This is a genomic window from Streptomyces sp. NPDC007872 (assembly GCF_042868165.1).
Lineage (GTDB): Bacteria > Actinomycetota > Actinomycetes > Streptomycetales > Streptomycetaceae > Streptomyces.
Genome location: NZ_JBIAEA010000005.1, coordinates 563514 through 588651, shown reverse-complemented (window position 1 = coordinate 588651; position 25138 = coordinate 563514). Strand labels below are relative to the sequence as shown.

Annotated in this window: 17 protein-coding genes and 1 tRNA gene; 2 read left to right on the top strand and 16 right to left on the bottom strand. The window is 73.1% G+C overall.

Going from position 1 to position 25138, the window contains the following annotated elements; translation table 11 throughout:
- Positions 1 to 39: 39 nt before the first annotated feature.
- The 8 genes from ectB to ACFYNX_RS21265 form a co-directional block, all read right to left on the bottom strand.
- Positions 40 to 1302, bottom strand: coding sequence for a diaminobutyrate--2-oxoglutarate transaminase (ectB, locus tag ACFYNX_RS21300; protein ID WP_388663258.1), 1263 nt, complete (start codon positions 1300 to 1302; stop codon positions 40 to 42).
- The gene (locus ACFYNX_RS21295) at positions 1299 to 1562 is read right to left on the bottom strand and encodes an acyl carrier protein (RefSeq protein ID WP_356105547.1); all 264 of its coding nucleotides are present in this window, start codon (positions 1560 to 1562) and stop codon (positions 1299 to 1301) included. Before ACFYNX_RS21295 ends, ectB begins: the two co-directional genes overlap by 4 nt.
- Before the next feature lie 69 nt (positions 1563 to 1631).
- Positions 1632 to 3182, bottom strand: a complete 1551-nt coding sequence (locus ACFYNX_RS21290) for a class I adenylate-forming enzyme family protein (RefSeq protein WP_365539250.1) — start codon at positions 3180 to 3182, stop codon at positions 1632 to 1634.
- Positions 3182 to 4120 (bottom strand): 4'-phosphopantetheinyl transferase superfamily protein, encoded by a 939-nt coding sequence (locus ACFYNX_RS21285; protein WP_388663255.1) that lies wholly within the window; start codon positions 4118 to 4120, stop codon positions 3182 to 3184. The genes ACFYNX_RS21290 and ACFYNX_RS21285 overlap by 1 nt, the downstream gene beginning before the upstream one ends.
- Before the next feature lie 115 nt (positions 4121 to 4235).
- A complete protein-coding gene (locus ACFYNX_RS21280; protein WP_388663253.1) occupies positions 4236 to 5522 on the bottom strand; it encodes a diaminopimelate decarboxylase in 1287 nt (428 codons plus the stop codon).
- Between the two features lie 420 nt (positions 5523 to 5942).
- Positions 5943 to 6230: a hypothetical protein gene (locus ACFYNX_RS21275; protein WP_365539258.1), complete on the bottom strand. Its 288-nt coding sequence runs from the start codon at positions 6228 to 6230 to the stop codon at positions 5943 to 5945.
- A gap of 67 nt (positions 6231 to 6297) precedes the next feature.
- Complete coding sequence (locus ACFYNX_RS21270; RefSeq protein WP_388663251.1) at positions 6298 to 7281, bottom strand: LuxR C-terminal-related transcriptional regulator; 984 nt, start codon at positions 7279 to 7281, stop codon at positions 6298 to 6300.
- 339 nt (positions 7282 to 7620) lie between these two features.
- Entirely contained in the window at positions 7621 to 8196 is a 576-nt protein-coding gene (locus ACFYNX_RS21265) for a CGNR zinc finger domain-containing protein (protein ID WP_388663250.1), read from the bottom strand.
- Between the two features lie 339 nt (positions 8197 to 8535).
- Here ACFYNX_RS21265 and thpD point away from each other — a divergent pair, with 339 nt between their 5' ends.
- Complete coding sequence (thpD, locus tag ACFYNX_RS21260) at positions 8536 to 9438, top strand: ectoine hydroxylase (RefSeq protein WP_388663249.1); 903 nt, start codon at positions 8536 to 8538, stop codon at positions 9436 to 9438.
- 386 nt (positions 9439 to 9824) lie between these two features.
- Positions 9825 to 11099, top strand: a complete 1275-nt coding sequence (locus ACFYNX_RS21255; RefSeq protein ID WP_388663248.1) for an MFS transporter — start codon at positions 9825 to 9827, stop codon at positions 11097 to 11099.
- 127 nt (positions 11100 to 11226) lie between these two features.
- On the opposite strand, the gene ACFYNX_RS21250 is transcribed toward ACFYNX_RS21255, so the two are convergent.
- The 8 genes from ACFYNX_RS21250 to ACFYNX_RS21215 all read right to left on the bottom strand — a co-directional run bounded on the left by ACFYNX_RS21250 (position 11227) and on the right by ACFYNX_RS21215 (position 25002).
- Positions 11227 to 11300, bottom strand: a tRNA-Thr gene (locus ACFYNX_RS21250).
- Positions 11301 to 11385: 85 nt separating this feature from the next.
- Positions 11386 to 12933, bottom strand: coding sequence for an alpha/beta hydrolase (locus ACFYNX_RS21245; RefSeq protein WP_388663246.1), 1548 nt, complete (start codon positions 12931 to 12933; stop codon positions 11386 to 11388).
- A gap of 136 nt (positions 12934 to 13069) precedes the next feature.
- Positions 13070 to 14269 (bottom strand): DNA polymerase III subunit delta', encoded by a 1200-nt coding sequence (locus ACFYNX_RS21240; RefSeq protein ID WP_388663244.1) that lies wholly within the window; start codon positions 14267 to 14269, stop codon positions 13070 to 13072.
- A 253-nt stretch (positions 14270 to 14522) separates the two neighbouring features.
- A complete protein-coding gene (gene tmk / locus ACFYNX_RS21235) occupies positions 14523 to 18236 on the bottom strand; it encodes a dTMP kinase (protein WP_388663242.1) in 3714 nt (1237 codons plus the stop codon).
- 163 nt (positions 18237 to 18399) lie between these two features.
- Entirely contained in the window at positions 18400 to 21228 is a 2829-nt protein-coding gene (gene topA / locus ACFYNX_RS21230; protein WP_388663240.1) for a type I DNA topoisomerase, read from the bottom strand.
- A gap of 297 nt (positions 21229 to 21525) precedes the next feature.
- Positions 21526 to 21723, bottom strand: coding sequence for a hypothetical protein (locus tag ACFYNX_RS21225; protein WP_125657989.1), 198 nt, complete (start codon positions 21721 to 21723; stop codon positions 21526 to 21528).
- Positions 21724 to 22532: 809 nt separating this feature from the next.
- Positions 22533 to 24080, bottom strand: a complete 1548-nt coding sequence (locus ACFYNX_RS21220) for a methyltransferase (RefSeq protein WP_388663238.1) — start codon at positions 24078 to 24080, stop codon at positions 22533 to 22535.
- A 193-nt stretch (positions 24081 to 24273) separates the two neighbouring features.
- Complete coding sequence (locus ACFYNX_RS21215; RefSeq protein ID WP_388663236.1) at positions 24274 to 25002, bottom strand: small secreted protein; 729 nt, start codon at positions 25000 to 25002, stop codon at positions 24274 to 24276.
- Positions 25003 to 25138: the final 136 nt, after the last annotated feature.

Genomic DNA, 25138 nt, shown 5'->3' with positions numbered 1-25138 from the left:
GTCTGTCGGGGTGTCTGCCGAATCAGCGGCAAGCGCCGGTCACGCCGTCTCGTGGACCGCGCGCTGCACGGTGCGCAGTCCCTCGTCGAGGTCGTCGGGGGTGACGGTGAGCGGGGGCAGCAGCTTCACGACCTCGTCGCGGGCCCCGGCGGTCTCCACGAGGAGCCCGAGCTCGAAGGCGCGGCGCGCGGCGCGCCCCGCGTGCCCGGAGTCGGCGAGCTCCAGGCCCCAGGCCATCCCGCGGCCGCGGCAGACCGACCCGCTGTGGTGCGCGGCGGTCTCGCGGAGCGCGGCCTCGATGGTCCGGGCGTGCGCCAGGGTCCGCCGCTCCAGCGCGTCGTCGCCCCAGTAGGTGGCGAGGGCGGCGGCCGCGGTGACGAAGGCCGGGTTGTTGCCGCGGAAGGTGCCGTTGTGCTCGCCCGGCTCCCACACGTCGAGCTCCGGCCGGAAGAGGCAGAGCGACATGGGCAGTCCGTAGCCGCTGATGGACTTGGAGACGGTGACGACGTCCGGCACGATGCCCGACTCCTCGAAGGAGAAGAAGGCGCCGGTGCGGCCGCAGCCCATCTGGACGTCGTCGACGATCAGCAGCATGTCGTGCCGGCGGCAGAGCCCGGCGAGGGCGCGCAGCCACTCGGGACGCGCCACGTTGACGCCGCCCTCGCCCTGGACCGTCTCGACGATCACCGCCGCCGGCCGGTCGAGCCCCGACCCGCGGTCCACGAGCATCTGCTCGAACCACCGGAAGTCGGGCGTCGCCCCTTCCGCGTACCGGTCGAAGGGCATCCGGACGGTGTGGACGAGCGGGACGCCCGCGCCCGCCCGTTTGGCGGCGTTGCCGCTCACGGCCAGGGAGCCCAGGGACATGCCGTGGAAGGCGTTGGTGAAGGAGACGACCGTCTCGCGCCCCTTCACCTTGCGCACCAGCTTGAGGGCGGCCTCGACGGCGTTGGTGCCGGTCGGGCCCGGGAACATCACCTTGTAGGGCAGGTCCCGCGGGCGCAGCACCGTGTTCTGGAAGCTCTCCAGGAACGCGCGCTTGGCCGTGGTGGACATGTCCAGGCCGTGGGTGACGCCGTCGCGCTCCAGGTAGTCGAGCAGGGCGCGCTTGAGCACGGGGTTGTTGTGGCCGTAGTTGAGGGAGCCGGCCCCGGCGAAGAAGTCGAGGTACTCGCGCCCGGCCTCGTCGTACATCCGGCTGCCGTGCGCGCGGTCGAACACGGTGGGCCAGTTGCGGCAGTAGCTGCGTACCTCGGACTCCAGGGTCGTGAAGACGTCGAGGTCGGGCTGGGTCAGCGTCATGCCGCGACCTGCTCGCCCCGCGTGGCGAGGACGAAGTCGGTGAAGGTGTCCACGGAGACGAAGTCGTCCGCGTCCAGCTCCTCCGGGTCGACGACCAGGCCGATGGAGTCCTCCAGGAACATGAGCATCTCGAGCATGGTGGTGGAGTCCAGGTGCAGGTCGGCGAAGAGCTTCACGTCGCCGGTGAGACCGGTGACGGGGCGCTCCAGGACGTCGGTGAGGGCGTTCTCGAGGGCGGTGACGACGTGCTGGCGGTCCATGGTCGGTTCCTCACGTGGGTCGGATGATCGTGGTTCTCGGGCGTCGCCCCGGCGGGGCGTACGAGGGGGTCAGTGGGACAGGCGCGCCTGGAGGGCCTCGGTGGTGGCCGACGCGGGCGGGTCCTGTGCGACCAGGGCGGCCAGCTTCTTGCGGTCGACCTTGCCGTTGCCGTTGGTGGGCAGGGCGTCGAGGCGGACGCAGCGGCGCGGGATCTTGAAGGGCTCGATGTGGTCCCGCATGCCCTCGCGCACCTGGTCGGCGGTGATGTCCGCGACGACGGCGAGGAGAGCGTTCCGCTTGCCCTCGGGAGGCAGCACGGCGGCGGAGGTCACTCCGTCGACCCGGGTCGCGGCGGCCTCGACCTCGGTGGTGCTGAGGCGGAACCCGCGCTCCTTGTAGAGGTCGTCCCGGCGGCCGGAGAAGTAGAGGTAGCCGTCCTTGTCCTGCCAGCCGTAGTCGCCGGTGCGCAGCTCGGGGAACAGCCCCTCCGTGCGCGGGAAGCGCTCGGCGGTCAGCTCGGGGCGGCGCCAGTACCCGGCCATGACGTGGGGTCCGCGGACGACGATCTGGCCGACCTCTCCCGCGGGCAGCCGGCCGCCGTCGTCGTCGATGACGAACACCTCGGTGCCCGGCAGCGGCAGCCCGCAGGAGCCCGGGTGGTCCAGGTCCCCGTCGGGGGGCATGATCGCCGTGCGCTTGCACTCGGTGAGGCCGTACATCACCTGGATCCGCAGGTGGGGCAGGGCGGCGCGCAGCGCGGTCATGGTGGGCTCGGAGAGCGCCGCACCCGTGTTGGTGAGCAGGCGCAGGCGGCTCGGGCCCCCGCTGCTGCGGCCGAGCAGCCAGGCGAGCCGGTCCGAGACGGAGGGCATGGAGGGCAGGACGGTGGCGCCCGCCTCCTCCAGGCTGCGCAGCAGCGGGGGGCCGACCTCGGCGACCGTGGCCAGGTGGAGCCGGGCGCCGGCGAGGGCCGCGAGGTAGACCTGGTAGAGGCCGTAGTCGAAGGAGAGCGGGAGCGGGCAGTAGACGACGTCGTCGCTGCGGTACTCCAGGCACTCCTGGATCGCGGTGGCGGCGAAGAGCACCTGCTGGTGGGTGCTGACCACGGCCTTGGGCAGGGAGGTGGTGCCCGAGGTGTAGATCAGGCTGACGGGGTCCACGCTCGGGGCGCCCGGGCCGGCGGGGGCGGCGGCCTCGGCGGCGTCCGCGTCGAGTGCCGTGCGCACGAGCTCGTCGAGCGCGAGGGAGCGGACGCCGTGCTCGGCGGCGGTCCGTCCGGCACCGGGGTCGTCGGAGACCAGGAGCGCGGGCTCGCAGTCGCGCAGGACGTGCTCCAGCGGCCCGCCGCGGACCTGCTCGTGGAGCACGCTGAAGACGGCGCCGACGCGTGAGGCGGCGTAGACCAGGACGGCGATGCCGATGCCGTCGGAGGCGGTGACGATGATCCGGTCGCCGCGCCGCAGGCCCTCGCGCCGCAGGCGGGCGGCCAGGGCGGTGGTGGCGTTCGCGAGTTCCCGGTAGGTGAGGCCGCGGTCGCGCGAGCTCAGCGCGGCCGACTCCGGAGCGCGGTCGGCGGCTCGGTCCAGTATCTCGTGCAGGAGCTGCGGAGTGCGGGGCATCAGGCCTCCTCGGCCGCGGGGGTGCGGGCGGTCGCCGTGCGCGCCCGGTGGTGGGGCACGACGGTGGTGGCGGTCGCGGCGCACACGAGTTGGGGCTCGTCGAGGAGCTCGCAGGCGCTGTCGGCCCCTTCGGGGCTGGCGCGGAGGACCTTGTGCGCCTCCAGCTCGACCACGCGGCGCAGCCGGGTCCGGTGCACCAGCCGTGCGCGCGCCTCGATGTAGTCGCCGGGCCGCACGGGCGCGGAGAAGCGGATGTCGCTGTACTGGGCCAGCAGCCCCTCGTCGCCGTCCGTGCGGACGGTGATCTCGGTGACGAGGTCGCCGAACAGGCGCAGGATGCGCGCGCCGTCGACGAGGTTGCCCCCGTAGTGGGCCTCTTCCTGGCCGACGCGTACGCGGAGGAAGGCGGTGGTCCGCTCTTCCCGCTCGTCGCGGGTACGGGTCGCGGAGGTGTCGGGTGGCGGCACGGCGTCGGGCTCCTTCGGTACGGGGGGTTCGGTTCGTCCGTTCCCGGCGGCTTCGCCGGTGGCGTCGTCGGCGGTCGCGCCCATGGCCTCGGGGAGGCTGATGGCGACGGCGGCCACGACGTTCTGCTTGTGGGTGATGGAGACCGAGACGGATGACGGGGTCAGGTGCGCGGCTCGTCCGCGGAGGTGGACGACGGGGGCGCCGTGTGCGGTGTGCTCCACACAGATCTCCCGTGGCGCCACACCTTGCAGGAAACCGATTCCCAGGGCTTTGAAGAGGGCCTCTTTGGCGGCGAACCGCCCGGCCAGGAATTCCAGGCGGCGGTCTTCGCCGAGGGTGTCGGCGTGGGCCATTTCCTCCGGGGCGAAACTGAAGCGCAAGAACCAGGGCCGTTCGACGAGGCGGCGGAGTTCGGAGCGGTCGAGTACGTCCAGTCCGACTCGCGCGACCTGCTTCGCTGCGGTTTTCATTCGCATCGATTTCTCATCGGGATCGGGTGTTCATTCGGGCCGGGTGTTCATTCGGACCGGATATCCGTACGGACCACGTGCCCGCACGGACCACGTGCCCGCACGGACCACGCGTTCAGGCGGACGTGGACCGGAGGTCGACGAGGTGCTGCTTCGCCAGCAGGTCCTCCGTCGTGTCGCGCTCCCGGATGAGGTGGGCGCGCCCGTCGCGGACGAGCACCTCGGCCGGGAAGCCGTGGCTCAGGAAGAGGCCGGGCGAGGCGGTCGGCCCGTAGGCCCCGGACCGCTCCACCGCGAGCAGGTCTCCCGGCCGCACTTCCGGCAGGGGGACCTTCTTGGCCACCACGTCGTTGGGCGTGCACAGGGGCCCGGTCACGCTGTAGGGGCGCGGCGCTCCCCCGGCCCGGTCCTCCAGGTGGCGGACCGGGAAGTTGCGCTTGACGAAGCTGCCGACGCCGACGGCCGCCATGTGGTGGTTCGTGCCGCCGTCGGCGACCACGAAGCTCTCCCCCATGGACTCCTTCACGTAGCGGGCGCGGACGACGTACGTACCGGCCGTGGCGGTGAGGAAGCGGCCCAGCTCCATGATCATCCGGCAGCCCGGGTGGCGCGCCGAGAAGGGGGTGATGACCTCCGTGAGGCCGGCGCCCAGCGCGTCGAGGTCCAGGTCCTTCTCGTTGTCGAAGTAGGCGACGCCGAGTCCGCCGCCGAAGTCGACCGTCTCCAGGGGGAAGCCGAGCTCTTCGGACAGGTCCTCCGCGGTGGCGAGGATGCGCCGGGTGTTCTCGACGACGTCCTCGTGGTCGAGGAACCGCGTCCCCATGTACGCGTGCACGCCCTTCACCCGGATGTTGCGGAGGGCCGCGAGGCGGTGCCCGGAACCGCGCAGTTCGGCTTCGTCGATGCCGAACTGCCGGGGCTTGCCGCCCATGGCGAGCCCGGACCCCTTGCTGCCGAAGGCCGGGTTGACCCGCAGGAGCACCGGGAAGCCGTCGCGTCCCGCCGCCGCCAGGAGCGAGTCGAGCAGTTCGAGTTCGTCCAGCGACTCGCAGACGATCGCGTGGATGCCGGCCTCGACGCACGCGGTGAGTTCCCGCTCGTCCTTGCCGGGGCCGAGGAAGATGATGTCGCCGGGGTCGACCCCCGCCCGCAGGGCGGTGGCCAGCTCGGCGTGGGAGGAGACCTCGGCTCCCGCGCCGAACGAGTTCAACAGGGCGCAGACGCTGACGTTCGGGTTCGCCTTGAGCGAGTAGAAGATGTCGGCGGCACCGGGGAGCAGGCCGCGCAACGTGCGGTACGTGTCCGCGAGGACGTCCGCGTCGTAGACGAAGAGCGGGGTGCCGTACTCCTCGGCGAGGTCCGCCATCGAATGTCCCTGGACACTGTTCTTCGAGGTCGTCATACGGTCACTGCCACCCGCCGTCGTCCTCGGGTGAGAGGCAGGGAATTAACCTCTCCACCGGAGAACTGTCGGAGACGAACACGCGCTCTTTCATGACTCGCCCTTCTCGCTGGTTTGCTGTCCGGCAATAACGAGTCTGCGAGGTGCGGAGCGGAGAGGGAAGGGCGGACGGCTGACCTAAATCGGTCCTGACCTGTTCAGGACGGCGATCGGATTGGTCATCCGGTCACAGGGCCACGGCGATCGCGACATTCTCCGGTGTGGACGTTTGGGAAACTCGAAAATGCGTATACGAGTTCCCCACATCGCACCGCACCGCACCGCACCGCTCGGGCACGGACGGGGGCGGCGCGCGGCACGGGCGGCGGCGGCGCGCGGCAAGGACGCCGGGAGGAGCAGGCCTCACCCCGCGTCGTAGCCTCACCCCGCGTCGTAGGGATGGAGGGGCACTTCGGCCCGCCGCAGCGACCAGGCGGCCAGGAGGGGGCGACTGGCGGTCGCGCGCTGCCAGATCCGCTGCGCCGCCGCCTCGGCCTCGTCCAGGGAGGCGGCGCGGAGAAAGAGGCTGACGACGAGGCGGGACCGCGTCGGGGTGTGAACGCCGGCGTGTTCGACGACGTCCGGCGCCGCGTCGTGGAGCGCCCGCGCGAGCTCGGCGGGCGGGTGGGCGTCGCCCGGGGGCGCGAGGGTGAGCTGTACGAGGTACATGAGTGGGACGTCCTGTTCGTCTGGCCGTTCCCCTCCGGCTGCTCGTCGATCGGTGACGTACGGGCCGTCACGGCCGGATGAGGCCCCTGGCAGCCGCGTGCAGACCGGCCTGGAACCGGCTTCGGGCGCCGAGGTGGTCCATGAGCTTCGTGGCGATCCGGCGCGCCGTGCGGCCCGACACGCCCAGACGCGCCGCGACGTAGTCGTCGGTGTGGCCGAGGGACAACAGCCGCAGGACTTCCAGTTGTTGCGGGCTGAGGTCCTGTCCGTCACTCGGCCGGGCGGCCTCCGTCATGGGCCGGGCGGTCTGCCAGACGTTCTCGAAGAGGGCGTACAGGGACGCCACCACGCCGGCCGTCTGGAGGACCACCGCCCCGGCCGAGGTGTCGTCCGGGTCGACGGCGACGATGGCGATCTTCTTGTCGCAGATGATCAGGCGGTTCGGCAGCGCGGGCACGGTGCGTATGCGGCCGCCGCGTTCGGCGAGCCAGTCCGCGTGCGCGACCGTGGGGGGATCGTTGCGGACGCTGTCCAGGTAGACGGTGCGCATCCGCACCCCGCGCGCGAGCAGGGCGTCCGCGATCGGGCGCGAGCTGCGCAGGTTGTCCTCCGTCTGCGCCCCGCCCGGCGCCAGGGTCAGCAGCTCGTCCTGGACCTTGTCGTGCAGCGCCGTCAGGTAGTCGCGTACGGAGTCGACCCCGGTCAGGCGGTGCACCTCGTCCTTGGGACCCTCCTGGGTGAACTCCGACTTGAGCTGTACGGCGGCGGCCTGGGCCTCCTGCACGCGCTGCTGCTGCGCCGCGAGCTCGGCCCGCTCCCTGGCGAGCAGGATCTCCGCGGCGAGGTGGGGATCCACGACGTGGAAGCTCTGGGGGTCTTCGGGCGAGTGCCACACCAGGGCCAGCTCGCCGAGGGTGTCGAGTGCCGTCCGCACCTCCCGTTCGGTCAGTTCCAGCCTGCGCACCAGTTCGGCCACGCCCTCCTGCGGATGCGCCAGCATCTCGCGGTAGACCACTTCCGACGTGGCGTCGATTCCCAGGACGTCCAGCATGTCTCCCCCTCTGCACCTGCGTACGGTGACGGGACGAGGGGATGCGGGAGTCTGGTGGCGACGACGCCCTGCCCTCGTCGTCAACAGCGCCCGACGGCCGTCGAGCGGCGGCTTTCCGAACTCGCGAGCAGCACTCCGCAGCGCGGGCCGCCTCCAACGCGCAGGTCAGGGCCCGGCGTTGGACGCGGTCGCGGTGAGCGACGAGGGTGCGGCTACCCGTTCGCAATGGCTCTACACGGAGCGTTCCGGCCACCGTGGGACCGCGTCGGTCGCCTCCCCCGACAGGAGGAAACGGCCAGGTGGCAGGGGTGTGGGGGCGGAACCGCGGCCGGCTCGGCCTCAGTCGGCGCGGCTCGGGGCCTGGCGCTTGTTGGCGAGGAAACGCGCCTTCTTCTCGCGGTTCCCGCAGGTGTTCATCTCGCACCACCTGCGCGTGGCGCCCCGGCTGGTGTCGAAGAAGGCGGCCCGGCACGTCGGGGACGCGCACAGCGCCATCCTCCCCTCGCGCGCGCCCGAGACGATGTCGACCGCGTCGGCGGCGATCACGCTGAGGGCGTCCTCGACGGAGGCGGAATCCAGGTGCCACTCCTGCCCGCCGCGGGGCGAGAGGACCGCCGAGGCCCGGCCGCCCGTACTGCGGTCGTTGATGATCCGCACGGCCGCGGCGGGAAGGGGAGCCCGCGTCGCGACGGCGGTGGCGGCCTCGTGGATCGCTTCCCGCAGTTGCCGGGCACGCTCCCACTGGGATTCGCTGCACGCGTCGACCCGGAGCCCGTGGACCGCCAGCCAGTCGACCAGTCGCTCGGGAACGGGAACGCGCTCGACGGGTTCGCCGCGGCGTTCCGTGAGGGTCGCCGTGAAGCTGGTCGCCAGCACCTTGCCGAGACGGAACTCGGGGAAACGTCTGCCGGACATGGAACCACCCTAGCCAGTTCCTCTGCGGAGGACAAGCAAGAGAACCGCTCGGGGCGGTTCCGCGCTGTTCGGGGGCACGGCACTCCCGCGTCCACGCCCCGTGAACGGACGGCGCGATGCGCGGTCCTGATTGGGTCAAGGACGATTCAGGACACTCGGGAACCCTTCCTTCGCCCTCCGCGGGCTTGCAGTATCGAAGGACCGGGGGACGAACCGGTGAGCCGCGGGACAGAAGGGCCCTGGAATTCCGGCACCTCGCCCGCGAGCCGAATCGCGCCCCCGATTGCGCCCCCGTGCGGGCAGAAAAGGCCGCCGCTCCCCTGAAAAGGAGAACAGCACATGACTGTCGCTCAGCGCCCCGACCTGTATCCGACCCGAGTCCTCGGCGAGGCCGTTCCCCGGCCGCGGACGGACCCGTCGGTGTGGGGAGGGGCTCCTGGCCCGCTCGACGGCGAGCAGCTCGACCGGTACGAGTCCGACGGCTATCTGGTCCTCGACGACCTGCTCTCCCCGCAGGAGGTGGACCTCTACCTCTCCGAACTCCGGCGCCTGGGCGAGGACCCGGAGCTGCGCGCGAGCGAACGCGTCATCCTGGAACCGGATTCCGACGAGGTCCGTTCCGTCTTCGAGGTCGAGAAGGTCAGCGAGATCTTCGCCGAGCTGCTCCGGTCGCCCCGGCTCACGAACATCGCCCGCCAGGTGCTCGACTCCGAGGTCTACGTCCACCAGAGCCGGGTCAACTACAAGCCGGGGTTCGGCGGCGCCCCGTTCCACTGGCACTCCGACTTCGAGACCTGGCACTCCGAGGACGGCATGCCCCGGCCGCGCGCGTTCAGCGTCTCGATCTCCCTCACCGAGAACCACCCGTTCAACGGCCCGCTCATGGTCATGCCCGGCACCCACAAGACGTTCGTCCCCACGGTCGGGGCCACCCCGCAGGACTACCACAAGGAGTCGCTCCGCGTGGCCGCCCCCAGCGTCGGCTCCCCGGACCGCGCGCACCTGACGCGCATGGCGGAGGAGCACGGGATCGAGCAGATCACGGGCCCCGCCGGCTCCGCGGTGATGTTCGACTCCAACCTGCTGCACGGCTCCAACGGCAACCTCTCGCCGTTCGCGCGCTCGAACGTCTTCATCGTCTACAACAGCGTGGAGAACACGCTGGGAGCCCCCTACGCCGCGGACGCGCCGCGCCCGCAGTACCTCAGCAACCGCGAATTCCCCTCCCCCCGGGGCATGTAGGGCACCCGCACCCGTCGCCGCACAGGTGAGGCCACGCCGGCCCCGGCCGTATCCGCGGGGCCGGCCCCGGCACGTCCCGCACGCGACGCCCCGGGCAGGCGATGGAACCGGCTCGGCCGGTTGCCGCGAGGATCACGGACTGGTAGAACCACCCAAGGCGGTTCCCCATCGACCCGGAGACTTCATGGCGCCCTCGAGAACCGGCCCCGAGCGCCCTGCGGCGCGCACACGCCCCACCGGCCCCGGAGGGAGAAGACCGACGGCGGATCCCACAGTCCTGCCGGGCGTCGCCGCAGGAGTCCTCCTGCCGCACCCGCCCGGGAAAGCCCACTGAGACGAGGTCTGCCTTGACCGGAACCGTCCTTGCCCCGGCACGGTCCACCGCCGTGTCGAAGAAGGTCCTCTTCCCGCTGCTGCTGGTCCCCATGTTCCTGGGCGGCGTGGACTCCACGCTGTTCAACTCCGTCGCCCACGACCTGCCGGTCCTGACCGACTCGTGGCGCCTGTGGTTCATCGACGGGTACACGATCGCCCTCGCCTCCAGCGTCGTCCTCGGCTCGCGCCTGGGCGCGCGCCTGGGCCCCGGCGTGACGCTGGCGACCGGCCTCTTCGTCTTCGCCCTCGCGGGGGCGAGCCCCGCACTACTGGACTCGGCGGCGACGTGGACGGCGAGCCGGTTCGTCCAGGGCTTCGGCTACGCGCTGATCGTCTCCAGCGTCGCCTCGGTCATCGGCGGACTGCCCGAGACGTCGGAGCGCACCCTCGGCTACTCCCTGTGGATCACCACGTACAGCGTCGGAGCCGGTACGGGTCCCCTGATCGGCCGGGCGTTCGTCGGCATGGACGCCTACGCGACGCTCTTCTGGCTGCCCGCCGCCGTCGCCCTGGTGTGCGGGGTGCTCGCCACCGCGCTGCTGCGCGGCGTCACCCTGGGACAGGCCTCGTCGGCCAAGGTCGACATCGCCTCCTCCGCCCTCGCCTTCGTGGGCTTCGGACTCTTCGTGGCCGGTCTGCAGAGCCACGGCGCCGCGTTCGGACGCGTCCTCGCGACGGTCGCGGGCTGCCTGGTCCTGGCGGTCTTCTGCCTCCGGCAGCTCCGCTCGCACGACCCGCTGATCGACGTGCGCATGCTCAGCTTCTCCCGGCTCGGCGCACCCTCGCTGGCGCTCGTCGTGAGTTCCGCCGCCTACACGGGATCGGTCTTCCTGTTCAGCGCGGAGGCCGACTCGCTCCTGTCGATCCTGCCGGTGTCGGTCCTGGCCCTGTGGGTCTCCCTCGGCGGATTCGCGTTCCACAAGCTCCAGGCCCGCTTCACCGCGGTGCACATGCTCCAGGTCAGCCTGGCCACCTGCGCCGCCGGCCTCGTCGTGGCCGCCTTCGTCGGCCTGTGGCCCGCCAGCTTCCTGATCGGCCTCGGCGTCGGCGTCTCCATGGCCTCCGGCGACGCCTACCTCCTGGGCAGCGTCCCACCGAAGGACGTCGCACGCGCCGCGGCCCTCCAGGAGACGTCCCTCGCGGTGGGCGCGGCACTGGGCGTGGCCGGCTTCGGCGGCATCCTCGCCGCCACCGACTCGATCATGGGCACGGCCGTCATCACGGCAACCGCCATCACCGCCGTCGTGGCGACACTGCGCCTCAACCGGGGCGTCTTCAAGGCGTAGCCCGGGTCCCGCACGTCTCACCCGGCCGGCCACCAGGGGCCCACCTCTGACCTGGCACGCCGACGGAACCACGATCACAGCATGAAAAAACCCCAGGTCACGGCGAGTGAGTCCTGGGGTTGATCCGAGCCGCCTTCGGGATTCGAACCCGAGACCTACGCATTACGAGTGCGTTGCTCTGGCCAACTGAGCTAAGGCGGCAAGCCGTGCGGTCCCATGGTGGGTGCAGCGGCGTCGCCAAGTCTACACAGTTTCCGGGGATGGTCCGACCACCCCCGGGGAGGGCCTACGAGCAGCGCTTTCCGTCCTTCGGAGGGGTGCCTTCGAGGAGGTAGGTGTTGATCGCCGTGTCGACGCAGTCGCTGCCCCGGCCGTACGCGGTGTGGCCGTCGCCCTCGTAGGTCAGGAGGGTGCCGGAGGAGAGCTGGCCGGCGAGGGACTCGGCCCACTTGTACGGGGTGGCCGGGTCGCGGGTGGTGCCGACGACCAGGATCGGGGCGGCGCCCTCGGCGGCGATGCGGTGGGGGCGGCCGGTGGCCGGGGACGGCCAGTAGGTGCAGTTGAGGGCCGCCCAGGCGAGGCCCGCGCCGAAGACCGGGGAGGCCTTCTCGAAGGAGGGGACGGCCTTCGCCGCGTCGGCCGGGCCGCGGTAGGCGGCCGGCAGGTCGAGGCAGTTCACGGCGGCGTTGGCGGCCATGAGGTTGGCGTACTCGCCGTTCGGCTCGCGCTCGTAGTAGCTGTCCGCGAGCGCGAGGAGACCCGCCCCCTGGCCGCCCTTCGCCTGCGTGAGGGCCTCGCGGAGCTGGGGCCAGGCGCCCTCGTCGTACATCGCCGCGATCACGCCCGTGGTGGCGAGGGACTCGCCCAGCTTCCGGCTCTCCCCCGTGGGCAGCGGCTCGGCGTCCACGTCGCGGAAGAACTTCTTCAGCGCCTCGCCGGCCTCCGGGACCGACCCGGTGCCCAGCGGGCAGTCCGGCTTGCCGACGCAGTCGGCGGCGAAGGCGCGGAAGGCGGTCTCGAAGCCGGCGGTCTGGTCGCGGTTGAGGTCGAGCGCGGAGAGCGAGGGGTCCATCGCCCCGTCGAGGACGAGCCGGCCGACCCGGCCGGGGAAGAGCTCGGCGTAGGTGGCGCCCAGGAAGGTGCCGTACGACGCCCCCACGTAGTGGAGCCTCTCGTCGCCGAGGACCGCCCGCAGGACGTCCATGTCGCGGGCCGTCTCGACGGTGGAGACGTGCGGCAGGATCTTCTCCGAGCGCTTCGCGCAGCCGGCTGCGAAGTCCTTGAAGGCCGCGCCGAGCGCGTCGGTCTCGGCCGCGTCGTCGGGGGTCTGGTCGACCTGCGTGTACGCGTCCATCTGCGGGCCCGTCAGGCACTCGACCGGCTCGCTGCGGGCCACTCCGCGCGGGTCGACGGCCACCATGTCGTAGCGGGCGCGGACGGGCGCCGGGTAGCCGACGCCCGCGTACCCCTGGAGGTAGCCGACGGCGGAGCCGCCCGGCCCGCCGGGGTTGACCAGGAGCGAGCCGAGCCGCTTCCCCGGGCCCGTGGCCCGCACCCGGGAGACCGCCAGCTCGATCTCCCCGGCCTCCGGCTTCGCGTAGTCGAGCGGGGCCCTCAGGGTCGCGCACTGGAAGCCGGTCACGCCGCAGTCGCGCCACTTCGGCTTCTGGGCGTAGAACTCCTTCAGCGCCTCGGGCGCGGCCGAGGGCGCCGACCGGCCCTGGGCCGTCCCGCGGGGCGCGGCGGCGTCGCTCCCGCCCGAGCAGCCGGAGAGGATCAGACCGGCCGCGGCGAGGGCCACGGCGGACGTACGGAGCAAGCGCCTGGAGTCCATCCCCGGAGCGTATCCGGACCGGTACGGAACGTGTCCAATCGTGACGGGTCGCGCACGGGCCGCACAGGGGCCGTTCCCGGACGCCCGTCACCGCGCCCCTGCCCCCGTACCCGTTCCCGTACCCGTCCGCGTACCGCTACCGCAGCGCCATCGTCATCGCCTCCACCGCGAGCAGCGGCGCCACGTTCCGGTCGAGGGCCTCGCGGCAGGCGAGGACGGCCTCGATGCGGCGGAGGGTCCGCTCCGGGGTGGTGTCGCGGGCGACGGTCTCCAGGGCGTCCCGCACGTCCTCGTTCGTCAGGGGCGTGCGGGAGCGGAGCTGGAGGGCGAGCACGTCCCGGTAGAAGCCGGTCAGGTCGGTGAGGGCGAGGTCCAGGGTGTCGAGCTGGGTCCGGCGGCCGCGCCGCTTCTGGTTCTCCTCCAGCTCCTTCATCATCCCGGCCGTGCCGCGCGGCATCCGCCCGCCCTGCACCGCCCCGAGCGCCGCCCTCAGCTCCTCGGTCTCCTTCGTGTCGATCTCCTCCGCGACCTGCTTCGCGTCCTCGGCCGCCGTGTCGATCAGCTCCTGGGCGGCCTTGAAGCAGCCGCCGATGTCCGCGACCCGCATCGGCAGCTTGAGGACGACGGCGCGGCGCGCGCGGGCCCGCTCGTCCGTGGCGAGCCGGCGGGCCCGGCCGACGTGCCCCTGCCCGGCGCGGGCGGCGGCCAGGGCGACCCCGGGCTCAATGCCGTCGCGCCGCACCAGTACGTCGGCCACGGCCTCCACCGAGGGGGTGCGCAGGTTCAAGTGGCGGCAGCGGGAGCGGATCGTGGGCAGCACGTCGTCCAGGGAAGGGGAGCAGAGCAGCCAGACGGTGCGGGGGGCGGGCTCCTCCACCGCCTTCAGGACGGCGTTGCCCGACCGCTCGTTGAGCCGCTCGGCGTCGGCGACCAGGATGATCTGCCAGCGGCCGTTGGCCGGTGCGGTGAAGGACTTGCGGACGGTGTCGCGCATGTCGCGGACGAGGATCTCCGTACCGACGGCGGAGACCGTCGTGACGTCGGCGTGGGTGCCGACCAGCGTCGTGTGGCAGCCGGTGCAGAAGCCGCAGCCCGGCGTTCCGCCGAGGGCCCGGTCGGGACTCACGCACTGGAGGGCCGCCGCGAAGGCCCGCGCGGCGTCGACCCGGCCGGCCCCCGGCGGACCGGTGAAGAGCCAGGCGTGGGTCATCTTCGAGGCCTCGGGGACGGACTCGCCGGCCTCGTGGGCGGTCACGAACGCGTCGGCGTCGCGCGCGGCGGCGGAGAGCTGCTCCTCGACCCGGGTCTGTCCGACCAGGTCGTCCCATACGGCCATGTCTGCCCCTCCTCAGGTACGCCCTCCATTGTGGGGCAGCCCTCTGACAGACCCCGACAGACCCCGACAGGCCCTGACAGCCTCCCGACAGGCCCCGACGGCCTCGGCCGGCCTCCGTCGTCAGCCCCGTCGGCCCCCGTCAGTCCCCGCGCCGGCCCTGCCGACCTCCGTCGGCCCCGCGCAGAGCCCTCCGGCCGGGAACCCGAAGGTCCCCGGCCGGAGGGCTCGGAAGGTCCGGAAGGACCGGGCGGCGTCAGCGGCGCCGCCGGGGCCCCTCCTCCTCGTCCTCGTGCGGGCCGAACAGCTCGTCCGCCAGCGTCGGCAGGTCGTCGAGCGGGGTCTCCTCGGCCCAGTCGGAGCGGCGCGGCCGGCCGTTCTCGTCGAGCTGGGGCAGCTCCCTGGTGCGGTCGTCCGCCCCGTACGGCTCCTCCTGGGACGCGCCGGCGGAACCGCCCGCCCGCTCGTCGCGGAAGAAGTCCTTCGGCAGCCGGTCGTCGGCGGCGGGACCGGGCGTCCGGGGATCCCGCGGGGCCCGGGTGCTCCGAGGGCTCCGGGTGTTCCGGGAATCCCGTACGGGAGGCAGCACCGCCGTCTCGTCCGCGCCCCGGTCCTCGCGGATCTGCGGCAGCACCGCCGTCTCGTCCGCGCCCCGGTCCTCGCGGATCTGCGGCAGCACGGCGGTCTCCGCCTCGGGACGGGTCTCCGCCTCCGGCCGCGTCTCCGCCTCCGGCCGCACGATCGGCGTGGCCACGGTGACCTCTTCGGGCGAGACGGTCGGGGCGTCCGAGGCAGTCGTGGCGGCCGAAGAAGCGTTCGAGGCGTCCTTCTCCGGGGAGCGCCCGGCACCCGGACGGCCCCCGTCCGGCTTCACGTCCGACTTCACATCCGGCTTCACGACCGGCGTCGGCACGGTGACCTCGTTCGCCGACACCTCGGCGGCGCGGGCGGCACGCTCGGCGGCGGCCTTCGCCGCAGCCTCGGCCTTCTTCCGCTCCGCCTTCTCCGCCGTCTCCGCGGCCTTCGCGCGGGCCTCGCGCTCGGCCGCCGCCTCGGCCTCGGCGGCCGCCTTCTCCGCGGCCGCCTTCTCCCGGGCCTCCTGCTCGCGGGCGGCCTTCTCCCGGGCCTCCTTCGCCTCGGCCGCCCGCCGGGCCGCCGCCTGCTCCGCCGCGGCGCGCTCGGCGGCGGCACGCTCGGCCGCTGCCTTCGCCGCCGCCTCGGCCGCGAGCCGCTCCGCCGCCGCCTTCGCCGCGGCCTCCTCCGCCGCCTTCGCCGCGGCGGCGGCCTCGGCGGCGCGGCGGGCCTCCTCGGCGCGGAGCAGCGCCTCCTCGGCCTTGCGCTGCTTCTCCAGGCGGCGCGCCTCGGCCTCGGCCCGCAGCCGGGCCTCCTCCTCGGCCTCCTTGCGGAGCCGCTCCTCCTCTTCCTTGCGGGCCTTCTCCTCGGCCGCGAGGCGCCTGCGCTCCTCCTCGGCGGCACGCTCGGCGGCGATCCGCTCCTCCTCGGCCTTCCGGCGGGCCTCCTCCGCCTTCCGTTCGGCCTCCAGGCGGCGCGCCTCTTCCTCCTCGCGCCGCTTGCGCTCCTCCTCCTCGGCGCGCAGCTTGGCGAGCTGGGCCTGGCGCTCGCGCTCCAGGCGCTCCTCCTCGGCCTTGCGGGCGGCCTCCTCCTCGGCCTTGCGCCGCGCCTCCTCCTCGGCCTTCCGGCGGGCCTCCTCGGCGGCCTTCACCTCGGCCTCGGAGAGCGGGAGCATCCGGTCGAGCCGGTGGCGCACGACGGTGGTGACGGCCTCCGGCTCCTGGCCGGCGTCGACGACGAGGTAGCGGGCGGGGTCGGCGGCGGCGAGGGCGAGGAAACCGGCCCGTACGCGCGCGTGGAACTCCGGCGGTTCGGACTCCAGCCGGTCGGGCGCCTCGGTGAATCGTTCCCGCGCCGTCTCCGGGGAGACGTCGAGCACGACGGTCAGGTGCGGGACGAGGCCGTCGGTCGCCCAGCGGGAGATGCGGGCGATCTCGGTCGGGGACAGGTCGCGGCCCGCGCCCTGGTAGGCGACGGAGGAGTCGATGTACCGGTCGGAGAGGACGATCGCGCCCCGTTCCAGGGCCGGCCGGACCAGGGAGTCGACGTGTTCGGCGCGGTCGGCCGCGTACAGCAGGGCCTCGGCCCGGTTCGAGAGTCCCGCCGACGAGACGTCGAGGAGGATCGAGCGGAGCCGCTTGCCGATCGGGGTGGCGCCGGGCTCGCGGGTGACGACGACCTCGTGGCCCTTGGCGCGGATCCAGTCGGCGAGCGCCTGGACCTGGGTGGACTTCCCGGCGCCGTCGCCGCCCTCCAGGGCGAGGAAGAAGCCGGTCGGGGACGGCGCCTGGGCCGGGTCGGAGCCGCGCAGCGCGTCGCGCAGGTCGCGGCGGAGCGGCACGCCCGCCCGGTCGTCGGTCTTCGCGAGGACGAGCGCGGCGACCGGGAGCAGCAGGGCGCCGACGAGCGCGAGCGTGAAGGCGGCGCCGCCGTGCGCGAGGACGGAGCTGCCGGAGCCGATCCGGTGCGGTCCGATCGCGGCGGCGAGCAGCGGGGCGGCGAGCGCGCCGATGCCCATCGCGAGGCGGGCGGTGGCCTGGAGGTGCTCGGTGGTCCGGGCCCGGCGGGGCTCCTCGGCCTCCTGGTCGATCAGGACGTGGCCGGTGTTCGCGGCGACCCCGGCCGCGTATCCGGCGAGGACGGCGAGGAAGAGGACGGTCGCCGTGTCCGGGACCAGGCCCGCGGCGATCAGGGCGACCCCGGTGACGGTGATCGCGAGGGCGAGCAGCCGGCGCCGGGACAGGACGGGCAGCACGGAGCCCGCGGTGCGGATGCCGACGGCGGTGGCGCCGCTGAGGGCCAGGATCAGGAGGGCGTACGTGACGGGGCCGCCGCCCAGGTCGTCCGCGTGGAGCACGGCGACGGACGCGGCCGCGGCGATCGCCCCGGCGACGGTGGCGCAGGCCAGGACGAGGGGGGTCAGGATCCCGGTGCGGCCGGCCTTCCCGGCGGCACCGCCCTTGCCGCCCTTGTCCGCGCCGCCCTTGTCCGCACCACTGTTCTTCGGGCCACCATCCTTCGGGCCACCGTCCTTCGGATCGCCCTTCCTCGGGTCGCCCTTCTTCACGGACGGCCGACGCAGGCCCTCCAGGGGCGAACGGGGCCGGGGCGTCTCCCCGCCGGGCAGCGCCATCGCGTACAGGACGGTGACGGAGGCGGCGAACAGGCCGGCAGCGACGTACGAGCCGAGGGCGGCCCGGTGCAGCGAGAACCAGTCGAGCCCGACGCCGAGCAGCTCGCCGACCAGCGTGGCGGCGAGCAGGACGACGGCGGCGGCCGGGACGGCGAGGAAGCCGGTGCGCTGGGACAGCCGGCGCAGCGCGCCGAGGTGGTCGGGCAGCGGCCGTACGGCGGCGCCCTCCAGGGGCGGGGCGGGCAGCAGCGCGGGCGCGGCGCCCTCGCGGCTGATCGTCCAGAGCCGTTCGGCCGCGCCGGTGACGAAGACGGTGCCGAGCAGGTACCAGAGGGCGCTGCCGGGGGTCCAGTCGATCCACAGGGGCGCGACGACGAGGAGCGCGACCCGCACGCCGTCGGCGCCGATCATGGTCCAGCGCCGGTCGAGCTTCCCGCCGGGACCGGTGAGCGCGATCAGCGGTCCGAGGAGGACGGCCCCGAAGAGGACGGAGGCGACGAGGCGCGCGCCGACGACGGCGGCCACGGCGAACGCGGCCCCCCGGTAGCCGCCCCCGAGCGCGTCCTCCGTCACGGCCGCCTGGAAACCGAGGAGGACCAGGACGAGGAGGGCGAGGGCGTCGCCGGTACTGCCGAGCAGGTGGGCGCTCCACAGCCGGCGCAGCGGCTGGTGGCGCAAGAGGGCGCGTACGGCGCGCTCCCGGGAATCCGCGACGAGTGCGGCGTCGGAATCGCCGAGACGGTCTGGCTGCTCTGCTCGCGTCATCCGTCCACCCTATCCGGACGCACTTCCTCCCCGCGGCCTGCGCCCGAACATCCGGACGAGGCTGTGACAGGAGGAATGCGGGAGGAACGGTGAAGGGGCGGAGACCGGTGGTCTCCGCCCCTTCACCGTCGTCACGAGACGCCCGACGCGGCGCCCGTTCCGCCTACTCGGCCTTCTCCGCGGCCGAAGCCGCCGCCGTCTTCTTCGTGGCCGTCGTCTTCTTCGCCGCCGTCTTCTTGGCGGTGGTGGCCGTCTTCGCCGCGGTCTTCTTGGCGGCGGTCTTCTTCGCGGCGGTCTTCTTCGCCGGCGCCTTCTTGGCGGCCTTCTTCGCCGGCGCCTTGGCCCGCTTCTCCGCGAGCAGCTCGTAACCGCGCTCGGGCGTGATCGTCTCCACGCTGTCGCCGGTCCGCAGCGTCGCGTTCGTCTCGCCGTCCGTCACGTACGGGCCGAAGCGCCCGTCCTTGACGACCACGGGCTTCTCGCTGACCGGGTCGGTACCCAGCTCCTTCAGCGGCGGCTTGGCCGCGGCCCGGCCCCGCTGCTTCGGCTGGGCGTAGATCGCGAGGGCCTCGTCGAGCGTGATCGTGAAGAGCTGCTCCTCGTCGGTGAGCGACCGCGAGTCCGTGCCCTTCTTCAGGTACGGGCCGTAGCGGCCGTTCTGCGCGGTGATCTCGACGCCCTCGGCGTCCGCGCCGACGACCCGGGGCAGGGACATCAGCCTGAGCGCGTCCTCCAGGGTCACCGTGTCGAGGGACATCGACTTGAAGAGCGAGGCCGTGCGCGGCTTGACCGCGTTCTTGCCGGTCTTCGGAGTGCCCTCGGGCAGGATCTCGGTGACGTACGGGCCGTAGCGGCCGTCCTTCGCGACGATCTGGTGGCCGCTGGCGGGGTCGGTGCCCAGCTCGAAGTCGCCGCTCGGCTTGGCGAGCAGTTCCTCGGCGAGCTCGACGGTCAGCTCGTCGGGCGCGAGGTCGTCGGGGACGTCGGCGCGCTGGTGGCCCTCGGCGTCCTTCTCGCCGCGCTCGACGTACGGGCCGTAGCGGCCGACGCGGAGCACGATGCCGTTGCCGACGGGGAAGGAGGAGATCTCCCGCGCGTCGATGGCGCCGAGGTCGGTGACGAGCTCCTTGAGGCCGCCGAGGTGGTCGCCGTCGCCGTTCCCGGCGTCCGCCGCGCCGCCCTCGCCGGAGGTCGCGCCCTCGCCGAAGTAGAAGCGCTTCAGCCACGGCACGGCCTGGGCCTCGCCGCGCGCGATGCGGTCGAGGTCGTCCTCCATGCGGGCGGTGAAGTCGTAGTCGACGAGCCGCCCGAAGTGCTTCTCCAGGAGGTTGACGACGGCGAAGCTCAGGAAGGACGGCACGAGCGCCGTGCCCTTCTTGAAGACGTAGCCGCGGTCGAGGATGGTGCCGATGATCGAGGCGTACGTCGACGGGCGGCCGATCTCGCGCTCTTCCAGCTCCTTGACCAGCGAGGCCTCGGTGTAGCGGGCCGGCGGCTTGGTCGCGTGGCCGTCCGCCGTGATCTCCTCGGCGGTCAACGGGTCGCCCTCGGCGACCTGCGGCAGGCGCCGCTCGCGGTCGTCGAGCTCGGCGTTCGGGTCGTCGGCCCCCTCCACGTACGCCTTCATGAAGCCGTGGAAGGTGATGGTCTTGCCGGACGCGCTGAACTCGGCGTCGCGGCCGTCGGAGGACCGGCCGCCGATCCTCACGGTGACCGAGTTGCCGGTCGCGTCCTTCATCTGGGAGGCGACGGTCCGCTTCCAGATCAGCTCGTACAGCTTGAACTGGTCGCCGGTCAGACCGGTCTCCGCCGGAGTGCGGAAACGATCACCCGAAGGCCGGATCGCCTCGTGCGCCTCCTGCGCGTTCTTGACCTTGCCGGCGTAGACGCGCGGCTTCTCCGGCAGGTAGTCGGCGCCGTACAGGTGCGTGACCTGCGCCCGGGCCGCCGAGACGGCGGTGTCGGAGAGGATCGTGGAGTCCGTACGCATGTAGGTGATGAAGCCGTTCTCGTACAGCTTCTGCGCCACCTGCATGGTCGCCTTCGCGCCGAAGCCCAGCTTGCGGCTCGCCTCCTGCTGGAGGGTCGTGGTCCGGAAGGGGGCGTACGGGGAGCGGCGGTACGGCTTCGACTCGACCGAGCGCACGGCGAACGCCGTGTCGGCCAGCGCGGCGGCGAGCGCCCGCGCGTTCTGCTCGTCCAGGTGGAGCACGTTCGCGGTCTTCAGGCGTCCGTCGGGGCCGAAGTCGCGGCCCTGCGCGACGCGCCGGCCGTCGACCGACGCGAGGCGCGCGACCAGCGAGGACGGGTCGGAGGCGTCACCGGTGCGGCCGGTGCCGAAGGTGCCGGTGAGGTCCCAGTACTCGGCGGAGCGGAAGGCGATGCGCTCGCGCTCGCGCTCGACGACGAGCCGGGTGGCGACGGACTGCACGCGGCCGGCGGAGAGCCGGGGCATGACCTTCTTCCACAGGACCGGCGAGACCTCGTAGCCGTAGAGGCGGTCGAGGATGCGGCGGGTCTCCTGGGCGTCGACCATGCGCTGGTTGAGCTCGCGCGGGTTGGCGACGGCGGCCTGGATCGCGTCCTTGGTGATCTCGTGGAAGACCATCCGGTGGACCGGGACCTTGGGCTTCAGGACCTCCTGGAGGTGCCACGCGATGGCCTCGCCCTCGCGGTCCTCATCGGTGGCGAGGTAGAGCTCGTCGGACTCGGCGAGCAGCTCCTTGAGCTTCCTGACCTGCGCCTTCTTGTCGGCGTTGACGACGTAGACGGGCTGGAAGTCGTGCTCGACGTCGACCCCGAGGCGGCGCACCTCGCCGGTGTACTTCTCGGGCACCTCGGCGGCGCCGCTGGGGAGGTCGCGGATGTGCCCGACGCTCGCCTCGACGACGTAGCCGGGGCCGAGGTAGCCCTTGATCGTCTTCGCCTTGGCAGGCGACTCGACGATGACGAGTCGGCGGCCGCCGTGTGCGGTCTCGCTGGTCGGGGACAACTTCGCTCTTCTCTCCGGTTCGGCACTCTCTGGACACGTACGGGGCGCACGTACGGGACGCGCACCGGGCCCGTACGGCGCCGGCACGCACGGCAGCGGCACGGACGGTGACGCTCCCGTCGCTGCGGAGTGTGACGGTACAACCCGCCCCCGTGTCAAACGGCGAAAGCCCGCAACGGCCACTCGAACGGTAACCCGAGTCCTGGCATTCCTGCCGCCCGGACTCCCGGACCGGCGGGGCGAGGGATGCGCGCCGGGGATCGGCGACGGTACCGGAGCGGAGTGCCCGGAGGGTGCTCAGAGGCGGCCGAAGCACCAGACGCCGAGGGCGAGGGAGGCGGCGCCGGAGAGGCTCGTCAGCGCGACGGCGGCGCGCGGGGGGACGCCGAGGGCGACGGGCTCGCGGTGCAGCACGCGCACGGTGGTCCACAGCAGCAGCGCGCCTCCGAACAGCGTGAACGCCGCTCCCGCGAAGATCGCCGGCCCGCTCTCCATACCCGTACCCCACCCCGTTCGCCTGCGGTGTTCGTCTCCCGGAGGGGAGGCTCGCACCCCCGGAAGACGCGGGCGCGAACTCCGGGTGAACGCCGTGGGCCACCCGGCCGGGTTTCACGAAGATGGCCGGTAGTGACCTGCCCCTCGCCCCTCCTTCGACCTGCCGCTCCCCCACCTGCCCCCTCTCCTGTCACTCATGTCACTCCCTTCCCTCCTCGCATCGCGTCGAGGACGTACGGGAGGGCTCGTCCGGCCCGGAGCGGGTCCTGTGCCGGGGCGGGAGCAGGACGGCGCCGAAGGGGTCGTACCGGCCCTCGTCGGCGACGGCCGTCGTGCCGCCGTACCCGCGGGAGGCGGAAGCCGCGGGGACGGCGTTTCCGACGAAGTGGAAGCAGTCGTCGGCGACACCCGGTTCCTGTCCGGGCAGACGAAGCGGAGAACCTGGAGGAGCGGTCCGACCGGCAGTGTTCCGACGGACACCGGCGGGGCGGCCCGGTCGGACGGCGCCCGGTGGGAGAGCGCTCCGCCGACGGCCGCGGGCCGGGCGGTACCGAGGAAACGGAACGTGTCTGCCCGGTCCTTCGGAGGAGGGCCCTCAGGCGGGGGCGAGGGGGGCGACGGCACGGACCCGGCGCTCCACCCGGCCGAGGACGAGGACGGCGGTCCCGGCTCTCCAGCCCCGCGAACAGCGCGTCGACGCCCTCGGCGGGAACGGCCCGGCCCGGAGCAGCACTTCGTCCTCGACGAGCCGGCGCGGGGTCGGCCGGTGTCGACCCGGCTCGATCCGCGTCAGACGCCCTCCTTCCGCGTCAGACGCCCTCCTGCGCCGCCCCTTCGCCGACGGGCAGCAGGAAGCCCTCCTCGACGAGGAGGCGGATCGCCTGCGGGGTGCGGTCCCGCAGCAGGACCGGGTCCTCGCCCGTCAACTGGCCGATGGCGTCGAGGATGCGGCCCGCGCTGAGGGTGCCGTCGCAGACGCCGGCGAACCCGGCGCCGACGTGGTCCACCCGGGTCGCGCGGCGCATCCCCCGGTTCTGCCGGAGCACCACGTGCTCCGGGTCCTCGGCGCCGGGCAGGCCGACCTGCTCCTGGACCACCTCGGGCGCGAGCGCGAACCGGTCGGCGAGGAGGGCCGCGTCGTCGTGGGTCCGCAGGTAGTCCTGGCGCTCGAAGTGGGCGCGGACGGCGGGCCCGAGGGGCTGCTCGACCGGGTGCGGCCACTCCTCGATCACGATCGAGGGCTCGACCGCGCCGGAGGCCACCGCTCCGTTCCGCCGGATCGTGATCCAGCCGAAGCCGATCGCCCGCGTCTTGCGGGCCTCGAACTCGTCGAGCCAGCGGGCGTACGCGGCCCGGTAGGCGGCCGGGTCGCCCCGGTGGTCGCCGCTGTCCCGCAGCCACAGCTCGGTGTACTGGGTGACGTCCTGGACCTCCCGCTGCACGATCCAGGCGTCGCAGCCGCGCGGCACCCAGGACCGCAGCCGCTCCTGCCACTCCTCGCCGTCCACGTGCTGCCAGTTGGCGAGGAACTGGGCGTACCCGCCGTCGTCGAGCCGCTCGCCCGCCTGCTGCACGAGCGTGCGGCACAGGTCGTCGCCGCCCATTCCGCCGTCCCGGTAGGTGAGTCCGGCACCGGGGGAGATCACGAACGGCGGGTTGGAGACGATCAGGTCGTACGTGTCGTCCCCGACCGGCTCGAAGAGCGAGCCCGCGACCAGCTCGGCCTCCGCGGCCCCGGAGAGGGCGAGGGTGAGCCGGGTGAAGTCCAGGGCGCGTGGGTTGAGGTCGGTGGCGGTGACCCGGGTGGCGTGCTGGGCGGCGTGCAGCGCCTGGATGCCGGAGCCGGTGCCGAGGTCGAGCGCGGCGGAGACCGGCGTGCGGACGGTGATGCCGGCCAGGGTGGTGGAGGCCCCGCCGACGCCGAGGACGACCCCCTCGTCCTTCTTGCCGATGCCTCCGGCGCCGCCGACCGCGCAGCCCAGGTCGGAGACGATGAACCAGTCCTCGCCGTCGGGCCCGCCGTAGGGCCGGACGTCGACGGTGGCGTGCACGGTGTCGTCCTCGCGGACCACCCAGCCGTCGGCGACGGCCTCGTCCAGCGGGAGCGCGGCGGCGGCCCGGGCGTGCTCGACGGGCTCCTGGAGCAGGAAGAGCCGGACGAGGGTCTCCAGCGGGGTGCCGCCGCCGGTGGCGCGCAGGGCGGGCACGGTCTCGCTGCGGGCGAGCGCCGCGTAGGCGGGGGCGCCGAGCAGGTCGAGCAGGCCGTCGGCGGTGAAGTCGGCGGCGAGCAGCGCCTCGCGCAGACGGGCGGCGTGCGCGGGCGCCGGGAGGCGGGAAGTCAGGCTGGTCGTACTCACCCGCCCATTGTGACGGCCACCACCGACATCGGCGGCCACCGACATCGGGACGGCGGCCACCGGCGTCGGGACGACGGCCACCGGCGTCGGGACGACGGCGGTTACCGACATCGGAACGGCCGCCCCGTCAGACGACCGCCCCATCGGACGACCGCCCCGTCGGACGACCGCCCCGTCGAAACAGCCGGGAGGCCTACTCCTCGCTCTTGGTGGCCGTGGCCTTCGCGCTCGGCTTCGCGGACGCCTTGTCGCTCGGCCCGGCGGGCGCCTTGCCGTCCGGCTCCGCGGAGGCCTTCCCCGTGGGTTCGGCGGCGCCGCCCGCGTCCGCGGTGGAGCCGGCCCCCGGGGAGGCGGAGCCCGAGGGCTTCGGCGGGGTCGAGGCGGTGGGCTTCTGGCAGCCGGGCTGCTTGGCCATCGCCTGCCCGATCTCGCCCCCCTCCAGCTTGGCCAGGGCGTTCTGGTCCATCTTCTCGATCCTGGTCAGCCCGTTGGCGACGTTCTGGAGGCCGTCCGCGAACTTCTGCTGGTTCGACGGGTCCAGCGCGTCGACCTGCTTCTTGAGGCCCTCGTAGGCCACCGCGGTCTCGTTGAGCTCCTTGACCGCGTCCTGCTTGATCTTCTCGCCGTTCTCCACGGGCGGGGCGCCGGCGCTCTCGACGGCCTTGGCGAGGGCGCGGTCGGCGTCGGCGATGTCCTGGAACGCCTTCGAGTCCGCGGCCTGGATCTCGGCGGGCTTGCTGTCGGCCGCCGTCGAGATGATGATCTGGTGGGCGTCGGCCCGCTTCTGGATCTGGGGCTTGGCCTGGTCGCAGAACGTCTTCGCCCAGTCCTCCACCTTGTTGCCCTCGTCGTCGCTGCAACCCGACAGCGCGAGCACCAGTACCGCGCCGCCGGACAGTGCGGCCGCAAGCTTCTTGTTCACCGGATCGGTCCCTTCCAAGGCTCTCGGCCCCGGAACATACACGCCGAACGGGCTACTTCCACCTTTCGTACGACTGATTCGTCCCGTATTGAAGTCTTTTGAACCAAGGGAGAGACCGCTCACGTACCCCGCCGTC